Source organism: Bartonella sp. CR84HXZ (assembly GCF_042194535.1).
Classification (GTDB): domain Bacteria; phylum Pseudomonadota; class Alphaproteobacteria; order Rhizobiales; family Rhizobiaceae; genus Bartonella; species Bartonella grahamii.
On the sequence record NZ_JBHIMY010000018.1, the window covers coordinates 15,327 to 28,105 of the forward strand.

The 12,779-nt window shown below is 37.3% G+C and carries 7 protein-coding genes; all 7 read left to right on the plus strand.

What is annotated here, in order from left to right:
- Window positions 1-413: 413 nt before the first annotated feature.
- The gene (locus ACFIKD_RS07685; protein WP_375647653.1) at window positions 414-3,287 is read left to right on the plus strand and encodes an autotransporter outer membrane beta-barrel domain-containing protein; all 2,874 of its coding nucleotides are present in this window, start codon (window positions 414-416) and stop codon (window positions 3,285-3,287) included.
- 444 nt (window positions 3,288-3,731) lie between these two features.
- On the plus strand, window positions 3,732-6,911 hold the full coding sequence (locus tag ACFIKD_RS07690; protein WP_375647654.1) for an autotransporter outer membrane beta-barrel domain-containing protein: 3,180 nt from the start codon (window positions 3,732-3,734) through the stop codon (window positions 6,909-6,911).
- A 772-nt stretch (window positions 6,912-7,683) separates the two neighbouring features.
- Window positions 7,684-8,226: a hypothetical protein gene (locus ACFIKD_RS07695; protein WP_375636437.1), complete on the plus strand. Its 543-nt coding sequence runs from the start codon at window positions 7,684-7,686 to the stop codon at window positions 8,224-8,226.
- A gap of 479 nt (window positions 8,227-8,705) precedes the next feature.
- Window positions 8,706-8,996, plus strand: coding sequence for a hypothetical protein (locus ACFIKD_RS07700; RefSeq protein ID WP_375647656.1), 291 nt, complete (start codon window positions 8,706-8,708; stop codon window positions 8,994-8,996).
- Window positions 8,997-9,021: 25 nt separating this feature from the next.
- Window positions 9,022-9,222 (plus strand): hypothetical protein, encoded by a 201-nt coding sequence (locus ACFIKD_RS07705; protein ID WP_375647657.1) that lies wholly within the window; start codon window positions 9,022-9,024, stop codon window positions 9,220-9,222.
- A gap of 363 nt (window positions 9,223-9,585) precedes the next feature.
- Window positions 9,586-9,732 (plus strand): hypothetical protein, encoded by a 147-nt coding sequence (locus tag ACFIKD_RS07710; RefSeq protein ID WP_375647658.1) that lies wholly within the window; start codon window positions 9,586-9,588, stop codon window positions 9,730-9,732.
- A gap of 332 nt (window positions 9,733-10,064) precedes the next feature.
- A partial coding sequence (locus ACFIKD_RS07715) for an autotransporter outer membrane beta-barrel domain-containing protein (protein WP_375647660.1) occupies window positions 10,065-12,779 on the plus strand: 2,715 nt, incomplete at its 3' end.

Here is a 12,779-nt window from a genome sequence, read left to right on the forward strand (position 1 = left end):
AAGATGTCTAAAAAGGTATATGTAAACTCTTGTTTTCAATTTTGGCATATGTTTTGTCTGCTTACAAAGTACATATTGTTTCAATATAACATCTCTATCGTAAGGATGTTTACTATGTCCGTTCTGGGGGGATTAGACAGTAGTTAAAGTAGGCGTTTTTAACGCATCTCAACCGATTAAGGCTATTTTGGAATAACAACTTTGAAGGTGATTTTTCTGTCGTTCTTCAGTTATATTTTTGCAAATTCTTTGTAAAAGCGACAGATTTAGATTGTATTTTTGAGTAATTTTTTAATTTCATATTTACATAAAATACAAAAAATATTAATAAACTTCCTGTATTTAAATCAAAACGTATTAAATTTTGATGCGTTATGCGTTGCTCTGTGGTGGGGCGGAATTATGGTGTAATTATGGTAAATATATTTAAAAATCGTTTCTCCTTATGTACTTTTACAACAGCATTTCTTTTTTTTGCACACAATGTTGATGTTTTTGCAAACAGTGCTGAATCTCAAGGTTCCTCTGGAAAAAAGCAGTCTTCATGTGATCAGAACGCAGCATTTTATCAGTGTTCTGATGGTGGAGAGCACGCAATTAATAATAAAGTTTATTCACTAACGGATAAAAATATTAATGGTGTTTATGGAGCCATAGAGGCGTCTAAGAAAGGTACAATTATTGGAGGCAAGAATATAACTGTTAAGGGTATTTTGGATGAAAAGAATAATTCGGAAAAGATTTCTTGGAAATATGGAGTAAAGGCATCAGAACAGGCAGGAGTCTCTCTGAGTGTTTCCAATTTGAGTGGCGTTTTAGTGGGGGTGGAAGCTCAAGGTGGTTTCATCGTAATGTCTGGTGGATCAATTGATGCAATCAAAGTGGGGGCTGTTGCAGAAGGAAAATCTCAAAGTAGAGTTGATTTAACGAATACGCAAATTAGCCTAGGGAGTGTTGGGGTTAAAGCAGGAGAAAAAGGGTATTTTATTTTAGAGGGTGTTTCTATTACCGGCAAGGGTAGTACTGGCAAGGATGATCAAGGGCTGAATACAGGCCGTCAGGCAGCTTTTCACATATCTGAAAACGGTTATATTGAGTTTATGAAAGGTTCTGTTGATGTTACTGATGCTCATGGGCTTTTATTGCAGGGAAATAAAGGTTCTCAGATTAATATTGGAGATTCCAATATTACAGTGAAAGGTAATGCATTTTATGGTATGCATTTTGAAGGTAAGGCAGAATCAGAAGGCTCGTCAGAGGGGGAATCATTGCGCGTTGATTTGAGAAAAACGCGTTTTTTAGTTCCAGATAGTATAGCTCTTTATAGCAGTCAATCTGGAAAGTCTAAAATATTTTTAAAGGAAACAAAGCTTTTTGGAGATTTGTTGCTGAAGGCTGATCGTCACTCTTCTATAGAGGTTGTTGCTGATGCTTCTGCACTTGTCGGTCAAACTCAGGTTGATAACAGTTCTAAAGTCGATCTTATCTTGGGAAATAATTCACAGTGGGCTTTATTGCAACCAAGACAGAAAAAATTACAAGATCCTAATTATAGAGGCGTTTCATTTATTTCATCGGTAAGGCTTTCTAATAGTTCTATTACTTTTGAAAAAACAAAGTCCAGTACTGATCATGCATATCAAACGCTTTATATTGGAAAAGGAACAGGTATTGTTTATCAGGCTTTTGGTGATGCTTGGATTCATTTGAATGCACGTTTAAATCCTAGTGATACAAGTGATCATCAAGTAACGGATCGGCTTCTCATTCATGGTGACGTTAAGGGAAAAACCATAGTCCATATACAAGGGGTTGCGGGAGGTTTAGAAGAAAAAAATAAAAAAGCGCATAGTGTTTCAATTATTCAAGTTTATGGAGATGCATCGTATGACTCTTTTCAACTGAATGGACAGTATGTTGCCTTAGAGGGGGCCCCTTATAAATATGTACTTCGTTCTTATGGTCCAAGTGCTACTGGAGAGGAGGAGCATGTTAAACAGAGGTTTGCTTTGAATGGAGGCGCATTTTGGAATTTTCGTTTAGAAAATGAATATGTTCAAACATCTGATGTTTCTAAAAGTACTCCTATGGTTTCTAAACGTACACCTCCTGCACATGCTTCTTTTGAGGATATTGTTCCAGAATCTTCTGCGGATGTTGTTCCAGAATCTTCTGTGGATGTTGTTCCAGCGTCTTCTGGTGATGTTGTTCCGGTGTCTTCTGCGGGTGTTGTGCCAGCGTCTTCTGTGGATGTTGTTTCAGCATCTTCTGCGGATAGTCTTTCTAAAATTAAAAATGTTCCCTCATCTGGACGAGGTGTAAGATCTGTTGTTCCTCAGCTACCAACTTATCTCCTTTTGCCCAATAGTTTGTTCCATGTAGGTTTGATAGATATTAGCAATCAAAACAAGCAGCTGGAGACAGTACGGACTAATCTTAGTGGAATGTTGGAAATTCGTGAAAATCCTGCTTCATTTTTGCGTGGCTATGGTGGGAGTTATCGTTATGTTTCAGATTTATCTGCGCTTGAATATGGTTATGGAGGGGATCTAGGGTACTATGCGCTAGAGACAGGTGTTTTGCTACAAACTGTTGAAAATGTTGACAGTACTATATCCTTTGGGGTTATGGGGTCTTATGGAAAGCTTTCTTTACAGCCTCAAGATGTTGCACAAAGCCAAAAAAGTACATTTGATAAATGGACTGCTACAGTATATGGCAGTATGCAGCATGATGCAGGATTCTATGTTGATGGTCTTTTATCCTATGGTCTGTTTAAGGGAGATGTTCTGACAACTGCTCGGGGTAAGACTGCAACATTGAAGGGTAACCCTTTAAGTGTTTCCTTGATGGGTGGTCAGAAAATTGCCACAGGATATGAAGGTGTTGTTTTTGATCCACAGGTTCAGGTTGTTTATCAACATCTTCAATTTAATGCGGCTCGTGATATTGATAATTTTAATATTGAGATGGATAAACTTGATCAATTGGTGGTGCGTATGGGGGGGCGTTTGATGAAGACTCTGACTGCGTCTGAAAAAGATCGTGATGTTTCTTTCTATGGAAAGCTTCATTTTTCCCATGATTTTAGCAAAGAAAGAGCTGTGCGCTTTAAAGATTCTTTCCAGTTAGGGGCTTTTGGTTCTTCTCTAGAGGCTGGATTAGGTCTTAATGCTCGCTTGTCTCAAAAAGTTGCGCTTCATGGCGACTTGGTTTATCAGCATAAATTGAGCAAAGGTGGTTTTTCTGGGATCAGTTTTTCTGGTGGGTTGCGCTATCGTTTTTAGGATGATCATCTTGGGGTAAGTTGTTTAAAAAGCCACAAGCATAGCTTGTGGTTTTTTATTATTTGTTTGCAACTTTTAAAATAAGCTTTTTTAAAAAATGTTTTTTGCATGAGCAAGTTTGTTTCTTTTTAGAAACGAGATAAGGCTTTCTAGTTTGCAGTTCTTGCTTCTTATGTTGTTTTTCTTCCTTTAGTGTATTTTTATTAAATTCTCTTGAAATCACCGCTTTGGGGTGGATTTTTTATTTTTATCTATATTTTTACGTGTTTTTATAAATAACACAATTTTAAATTGTAATATTTTGGGATTCTGGCTTTACATAAAACATTTAGTGGATATATAAAATACAAAACGTATTTTAAATTATCGCGCGTAACCAAAGTTATTAAACAGAACGCGTATTTTTTTGTTTTTAGAGAAGGGGAAGAAAGTTTGTAGAAAATTATGCTTAAAAATCATCTCTCTTTATGTCGTTTTACAACGGTTATTTTTTTCTTTGTATACAATGCTGATGCAGGTGAGATTCCTGCTGAGAAGAAGCCATATTCATGTAACGAAAGTGCCTCATTTTATCGCTGTAATGATGGTCAACCGCATGAAATTTCCCAGAAAACTTATCGACTTACGGGTGAAAGTTCTGATGCTGCCATAGAGGCATCAGGGGAAGATACAGTCATTGAGGGAGAGGCTATAATCATTAACGGTGTTTCGAATGCAAATGGCTATTCAGGAGCAAATGCTTGGACAACAGCTGTAAAGTCCTCAAATGGGGGAGGCGTTGCTCTATTTTATTCCATGTTAAACGATGTGTCGATAGGGGCCGATGTTAATGATGAGGGCGCTTTTGAGATGCAGGATGGGGTGATTAAAGCAACCAGAATGGGGATCAGTGTTGCTGGTAAAGGGTCGTTTGTTGCTTTGACCAAGACAGAGATTAAGACATCTTCTGATGCGATAGGTCTTTTGAGTTATAATGGTGCAAAAATTTATATGAAAGGAGGGAAAATTAACTTTGCTGATGGTATTGGTGTTCAAACAGGAGGAGAAGGAGAAATTAATTTAGATGGTGTTTCTATTACTGGGAGGGGGAAACAGGGGACAAATACAGATAATCATCGTGAAGCTTCTGCTTTTAGTATGCTTCAGGGGAAAGGCTCTCTTAATTTCCAGAAGGGAAACGTTAATGTTAGCAATGCTCATGGCATTATATTGCAGGGGAATGATAATAATGATGCTCATATCAAATATTCCAATATTTTTGTGAGAGGCAATGCATTTAATAGCATGCGCTTTTTTTGGGAAGCTGTCTTCAATGATAAAAAAACAATTATACCTGGAAAAGGGTCTGTCCATTTGACAAAGACAACTGTTATGGCTCTAGAAAGTACAGCTATTTATAGCCGCCAATTTGAAACTTCTGTTAAACTCTCACAACATTCAAAAATTTCTGGTGATTCACTCCTGAAAGCTGTTGAGCGTTCCAATGTAAAGATTGAGGCTGATACTTCTACCCTTGTAGGAGGCGCACATGTTGATGAAAGTTCTACAGCTAAGATAGAGTTAAAAAATGGTTCAAAGTGGATTTTATCGCGACCAAAAGTTGACAAATTGCACAACTCTGATGCTTCTAGTTCTAAGTTAGGGGACTATTCCTTCATTTCATCGGTCAATCTTACGGATAGTTCTCTTGTTTTTGAAGAACTAAAATCCAAAACGACAGATGGTTATCAGACACTTCTTATCGGAAAAGGGGCAGGGACTGTCTATCGTGCACAAGGCGATGCGCGTCTTTATCTTAATACATATTTGGATAAAGGAGGAGCTCTGCAAGAGCAAAAAACGGATAGGCTTTTAATCAATGGTGATCTTGAAGGAAAAACGACAGTCCATGTGTATAGTGTTCCTGGAAGCTCAGGGGCATTGACGGGAGATGGTGGTAATGATCAGGGGATTTCCATTATTCAGGTTTATGGAAAAGCCGCTGAAGATTCTTTTCAGTTAAATGGGGGGTATGCCACACTTGAAGCCTCTCCCTATCAGTATCATCTTAAGAGTTATGGTCCAAGCTCTGCTTTAGGGGCGGCAGATTCCAATCAAAGAGTGCTTAAAAATACTGGAACATTTTGGGATTTTCGCCTCGAAAGTCAATTTGTTGATTCTACTTCTCTCGATACCACTAAAGTTTTTCCTGTTCTTGATTTGGTTGTCCCTCCTTCTTCTGATGATATTCCTTCTTTTCCTAAAATTCATCCTAATATGACTGGAGGTGAGGATGGTTCTATTGATTCTAATTCGAGGCAAAAACCTCAGGAGCCAAGTCTTTCTTCTCCTGTAGATTCTCCTGATAGGGACTTTCATCTTACTACCACACCTAATGTACCTGATGTTGTTGTGCTTGAGATCCCCAATCCTCCTTCCTCTCTTGCACCTGTTGTTCCCGCTATTGCTGAATCTAAACCAGTTGTACCACCTGCATCTGGTTCATCTGTTCCGCCGCCTGTTTCTCGCCCCACTTCTGTTGTTGCCCCAGTTGCGTCTGGTTCACCTGTTCCGCCGCCTGTTTCTCGCCCCACTTCTGTTGTTGCTCCAGTTGCGTCTGGTTCACCTGTTCCGCCATCTGTTTTTGAGCCTTCTTCTCATTTTGAACCAAATGTGAGAGTCATTGTTCCACAGGTTCTGACTTATATTCTTGTGCCAAATACCTTATTTTATGCTGGATTGATGGATATCAGTAATCAAAACAAGCAGTTGCAAGCGCTGCGAACTGTTTCTGGTCGGTTGTTGAAAAATGATGAAAATTCCGCTTTGTTTTTGCGCGGTTACGGTGGACATCATCATTATACTTCAAATTTATCTGCACTTAAATATGGTGATTATGGCGGTGAGCTTGATTATAATGCACTAGAGGCAAGTATTTTACTCAAGAAAATCGAAAGTGCATATAGTACGACATCCTTTGGAATTATGGGAAATTATGGCAAGCTTTCTTTGCAGCCTCGAAAGATTAAACAAAGTCAAGAAAGTATATTTGATAAATGGACAATCACAGCATATGGAAGCATGCAGCATGATACGGGTCTTTATATGGATGGTCTCTTCTCTTATGGTTTGTTTAATGGAAATGTTCTCACACTTGAGCGAGGTAAAACGGCTGCATTGAGAGGTAAGCCCCTAAGTGTTTCCTTAACTGCTGGTAAAACGTTTATGATAGGCAGCCGATATTTTGTTTTTGAACCACAGGTTCAGTTTGTTTATCAAAATCTCCAGTTTCATAAGACTCGTGATATTGATAATTTTAATATTGATATGCGAAGCCCGGATCATTGGGGGATGCGTGTTGGTGGGTATTTAACGAAGACACTTACATTTACTAAAGATGCACATGTTCTTTCATTCTATGGTAAGCTTCATTTCATTCGTAGTTTTGATGATAAACAATTTGTGTATTTTAAAGATGCCTTCCAGCTTGGTTCTTTTGGGTCTTCTTTAGAAGCTGGATTTGGTGTTTTTTCGCAACTATCTCCAAAAATTATTTTTCATAGTGATCTGATTTATCAGCATAAATTTACGAATTCTGGCTTTTCTGGAACGCATTTTTCTGGTGGATTAAGCTATCATTTTTAATTGTATTTTTTTAATACATCCTTTGTTAAAATTATAAGCACAAAACATGGTTTTATTGTATTGTTTTTCTGATTTTTGATTTTCATATATAATATAAAGCAAATTATGTGGACGACATGTAATAAGAATAATTAGTGCATGAACCAGATCTGTCTTTTCGGTTTTTTATAAAGATAAAATAAAGAAAGTTTAGACTAAATTATGATTAAAGTATTAAAATGCCATGTGTGTGTGTGTGTTCTCTTACGACCTCTATTTTTTTCTTCGCGTACAATATAGATGCGAGTGCAGAAGATTATAAACCTTCATATAATTCTTTTTTTTAATCGTATTCGTGTGATACAGTTGATGCTGCTCGTACTTTTGAAAGTCGTGATAAGTTATATATGAGTGGATTGGATAAGAGAACTACAGATGTTATTTTTACAATACAATCTCATAACATAGTTATTAAGCCGGAAAAAAGTAAAGGGGAAAAAGGCGTTTCAGGAACTGGTTGAATTTTAGAATTAAATAGATCTGAGAAGATTACATCAGCAGTGATTGTGTCAAAAGATAATAAAACTTCTTTTAAAAAGAGTTTTATTATAGGGAATGGCGAAAAGAAAAGTGATAGAAATACCACGTTACCTCAATCTGTGGTTGGCGTGAAGCAGGGCGGTTTTTTTCCTTTGATGAAGGTAAGATTCAGGTTTCTGATGTTCATGGTATAGCGGTTGAAAGTGCCGATCCTGTTTTTAAGGAAAGATCATATGAGTTGCAGGATGGTCTTATGTCTGGGATTTTTTTTGAAAACACAGAGATCCTTATTAAAGGACAAGGGGTTCACGGTTTGCATTTTAGAAGAGCTCCTTCGCAATATGAATATCAAGAGGGAGAGCTTCTTACAAGTTTAGGTGAATTTTGGTTTAAAAAGACTGCTCTTCATATTCCCTATGGTAGGGCTATTTATAGTAACGATGCTAGGAGGTCTCCTTATATTACGATATTAGAGGATTCGCGTATTTTTGCTGATCGGTTATTAGATGTCAAAAATAATTCATTTGTCGCGCTTGATGCCTATGCGTCTTTTCTTGCAGGAGGAGCACATATTGAGAAAGGTTCTTATGGTAGTGTTGCGTTATTCAATCGATCTCAATGGACTGTAAGAGCAAATAAAAATGCGCTTAAAAATAATCATAAAAAAGTTCTATATTTTGTAGATTCATTTCTTTCATTGGTAAGGCTTATTGATAGTTCTATTTTTTTCAGAAAACCAAGAAATGATTTTTTTAGACACTTCGTATTAGGAGATTGGATGATGATCGTGGTTTAGATTATGCTTACGTTGCAGGGGGGACGCACGTTTATATGTTAGTGCACATCTTGCTGCAAATGGTAAAAGCAAGGGAATAAAAGCTGATAAACTTCTTAATCTATGGTGATGTTTATGGAAAAACTAAGGTGCATATTGTCGATGTTTTAGTGGCTTCAAAAAAAATAAAGAACCATAGCAAAGGTAAGCAAAAAGACGATAAAAAGATAGCCTCAGTGTTTCAATTGTTCAGGTTTATGGAAAGGCTGCGGAGGATGCCTTTAAACTGGCAACAGATTATGTTGCTTTAAGAGGAGCGCCTTATCGATATAGTGTTTTCGTGCTAATGGTCCAAATTCTTCTTATAGATAGGTAAAAGGTGGGAATGAATCCGTTAAAGAGAAAAATATTGAGTATAATGGAAATTTTGGAATTATCGACTTGAAGTTGAATATGTTCAGAAACTTTCTCATCTGCGTCATATTCGGTTGGAAAATGATGTGTCTCGTTCTTTAAGCACTTATACTCATCATAATAATGTTTTCGCTGATCATGATGCTTTTGTTCTTTATTCTGAAGAGGGTGTTAAAGCGGTGGTCCCGCAAGTTTCAACATATCTGTCGATGCCCCATGCTTTGTTTCATGTTGGTTTGATGGATATGAACAATTACAACAAACAGCTGGAAACATTGCGTATCGCTGCTGCGGCTTTAGGGGAAAATGGTAAAAAAATCCTGCACTTTTTGCGCGAGGTTACGGTGGAAGTTATCATTATGTTTCTGACCACCTGAGCTTCAATATGGCTATGGCGGAAATTTGAATTATAACGCTATAGAGGCAAGTGTCTTGCTCAATGCGATTGAGGATATACATCACACTTTGAGCTTTGGAATAATGGGGAATGATGGAAAAAATTCTCTAAAACCTCAAGATATTGAAGAAAGCAAAAAAGTACATTTGATAAATGGTCTATTACAGCATATAGCAGTATGCAGCATGACACAGGCTTTTATATAGATGTCCTTTTTTCCTATGGTTTATTTAAGGGGGATATTCTCACGAAAGCAAGAGGCAAGACAACAACATTGAAGAGGAACACCTTTGAGTGCTTCATTGATTGCGGGTAAGTCATTTATGACAGGACATAAAGGGGATAGTTCGTTTCTGCCTTTCTCTATTTTTTCATAAGCCTTTTTTTCATGACCCAAGTTCATGTCGTTAATTTAAATGTGTTCAGATTCTTCTGAACACTCATATTTGTTACAATTACAATTATAGTTAGGGGTTATTTTTGATCCGCAGGTTTAGGTTATTTATCAAAAGGTGCGGTTATAAGGCGTCTGATATTGATGGTTTTGATATTGAAATGGAAAACTTGATTTGTGGGTGATGCGTGTTGGTGGGTCTTTAAGAAAGATGCTTTCTGTCTCTGAAGAGGGCATTGTTGTTTCTTTCAATGGCAAGCTTCATCTTGCCAATAGTTTTGGAGGAAAACAACGTGTACAATTTGGAGATGAATTCCAATGAGGGGCTTTTGGTTTTTCTCTAGAAACTGGAGTTGGGTTGAATACTCTGTTGTCCTCACATTTTGCATTGCATGGAGATGTAACTTATCAACATCGTCTTAGCAAATTAGCAAAGCTGGTTTTTCAGAAACCATTTTTTCAGGCGGTTTACACTATCATTTCTAGCTATACATAAACTATATAGTAACTTATATATAAGTATATATTGTTATATTAAGTATTAAAAGTAGCTCTTTAGTTTTATATTTATTGTATTTTAAGAATTCTGTTAGTTTAAATATAGATATTATTCTTAAATGAATAAAAATAGGGGAATAGGAGTCGGGAAGAGTTATGTTTTATGTATTTAAAAGACATGTGTTTTTGTGTAACTTTACAACAGCTATTCTTTATTTTTTTCAGGTTACTTATGTTAGTGCTGCAGGATCTTCAAGTGATGCAGGAGAGGCATTTTATAAATGCGATGATAGAAAAACACACTTTCTCGCAGATAAAGTTTATTACTTAAAAAATTCTCAGGAGGCTGCGCCTATTGCAGCTATATATGTAGAAAAAGCTGGCACTGTTGTTAATGCCTCTCAGATAACAGTTTATGGCGATAATTCAGATAAAATATCTGCCTATGGGGCGTATGTAAGAAATGGTGGAAAACTTAATCTAACAGCTGCAGATTTTAAGGACATACCTGCTCTTCGTGCTCAAAATGCAGTTATTAGCATGACAGTAGGGGAAATTAAGGGGGCTTCACATGCTATTTATGCATGGGGGAAAGAAACGGATATTTCTTTAGTGAGTGTGAATATCGATATTGAACCAGATAATTTGAAGGTAAAAGGGATCGGTATTATGAGTGGTTTTGATGCAATGGTTAGAATGTCAGAAGGTACCGTTAATTTTAATCAGATTGGCTCATTTTCAACTCGGTTTGGGGGGGGCTATATTCTTGATACTATGTGTATTACGGGGCAAGGAAGGAGGGAGGAAGCTAGAACAGATGGTGATGGCGCTATGGGGGTATTGCCTGAAGCTTTTGAGGTTTTTCAAGGGGGTGATGTTCATTTGAAAAAAAATGTTATTCATCTTAACAATATGCATGGATTCTTGATTAAAAATTTTTCAGGTTATGTAGACGATAATGGCAAATTAATTCAAAAGTATGTTTCGCCAGATGGCTTTAAGAATACAAATATTAAGATAGAAAAAAATAATATTTTTGTGAAAGGGGATGGAGTACATGGTTTGTATTTTAATGTTTTAGCTCCAGAAGAGCTTGCTAAGATGATTAGGCAACGAGATGATGAAAAAGTTTTAGAAATCCAAAAAGTTCTCACGGGGAAGGCATTTGTTTATTTATCACAGACAAATATGACAGTTCCAGATGGTATTGCGATTTATGCGAAGGGGAATAGAGGCTATGGGGCTGAAGGTATTCTTGAATTATCTGATGAAACAAAGATTTCTGGTGATTTGTTGCTAAAAGCTAAAAATAACTCTTCTCTATTGGTGAAAGCAAGTGCTTCTTCTCTTACAGGAGGTACGCGTGTTGACGATAAATCAACTGTTGATTTAGAGTTAACCCACTATTCAACATGGTATCTTACTAAAAGTAAATACAACGGTTTACGGGAATCTGTTTCATCACTTTCTTCTCTAAGTCTTTCCAATAGTACACTGATCTTTAATGATGAAGATATATCGAATGGTTATCAAACGCTACGCATTGGAAAAAGGGCGGATATAGACGCAGGAGATAGAATTCTCGCATCAAAAGATAAAAAAGTCTACAGTGCTGAGGGAAATGCTCAGATTAAGTTGAGTGTATTTTTGAGTGATGAGGGTTTGTTTGATCCCCAAAAAACCGATCGTATATTGATTTCTGGTGATGTCTCGGGAACGACATTCATTCATGTGCGAAATTTTCCGAAAGCTGCAAATAAAGAAGTCTATGATGGAAGAGATCAAAGCATTTCACTTATTCAAGTTGCTGGAACAGCGCAGGCAGGTTCTTTTCAACTCGCCAATGGTTATGATAGTTATACTACAGTGAAAGGCTTTCCTTATCAATATCGTATTCGTGGTTATGGTCCGAATTCGCCTTTTGGAAAAGCGGATATTAAGCAAAGATTAGTGGAAGGTGAGGGGGATTTTTGGGATTTCCGTCTTGAAGGTATCTATATTTCTTCTAGAATAGGTACTTATAATGGTCCACTTATTAAACCGGCTTCGTTTTCATTATCTCGTCCTTTAGATTCTCCGCCTCCCAATCCACTTCCTACGTCATTGACATCTGCCACAGCTTCTTCTTCTACATCTTCTGATCCTGTTGATCTTCCCCCTCCGCCCCCCAATCCACTTCCTACGTCATTGACATCTGCCACAGCTTCTTCTTCTACATCTTCTGATCCTGTTGATCTTCCACCTTCTCCCCCCGATCCACTTCCTACCTTGTTGATGTCTGACTCGCCTTCTGTTTCGGCATCTCCTTCATCTGCAGATTCTGTTTCTCCTGCTCCTATTGAACCAAAGCCTTCTACATCTTCTGATCCTGTTGATCCTTCGTCTAATCTTCCTGTGTCGCTTAATGTTCAGTCTAATCTCCAAATTAGAGCTGTTGTTCCTCAATTGCCAACTTATCTTCTTTTGCCAAATACCTTATTTCATGCTGGTTTAGTGGATATGATCACGCAAAATAAGAAGGTAGAGACAATGCGGAATGCTTTTCATTCCTCTTGGAAGGATGATGAAAAGACAGCCTTTTTTCTGCATGCTTATGGTGGTAGTCATCATTATGCTTCCAATTTATCTGCTTTTGAATATGGCTATAACGCTGAGCTGAATTATAGTGCACTCGAAGCAGGTGTTTTGTTAAACGAGATTGAGAGTTTATACAGTCGTACATTCTTTGGGGCTTTGGGGAACTATGGAAATCTTTTTCTAAACCCACAGGATGTTGAACAGAGCAAAAAGAGTCCATTTGATAAATGGTCTGTTGGAGCCTATGGAAGTTTACAGCATGATACGGGTTTTTATATCGATGGAGTATTATCG

Bases quoted from the DNA above. Each gene is read 5' to 3' on its own strand.
- ACFIKD_RS07685 (WP_375647653.1), top strand. From the start codon at position 414: ATGGTAAATATATTTAAAAATCGTTTCTCCTTATGTACTTTTACAACA.
- ACFIKD_RS07690 (WP_375647654.1), top strand. From the start codon at position 3,732: ATGCTTAAAAATCATCTCTCTTTATGTCGTTTTACAACGGTTATTTTT.
- ACFIKD_RS07695 (WP_375636437.1), top strand. From the start codon at position 7,684: ATGTCTGGGATTTTTTTTGAAAACACAGAGATCCTTATTAAAGGACAA.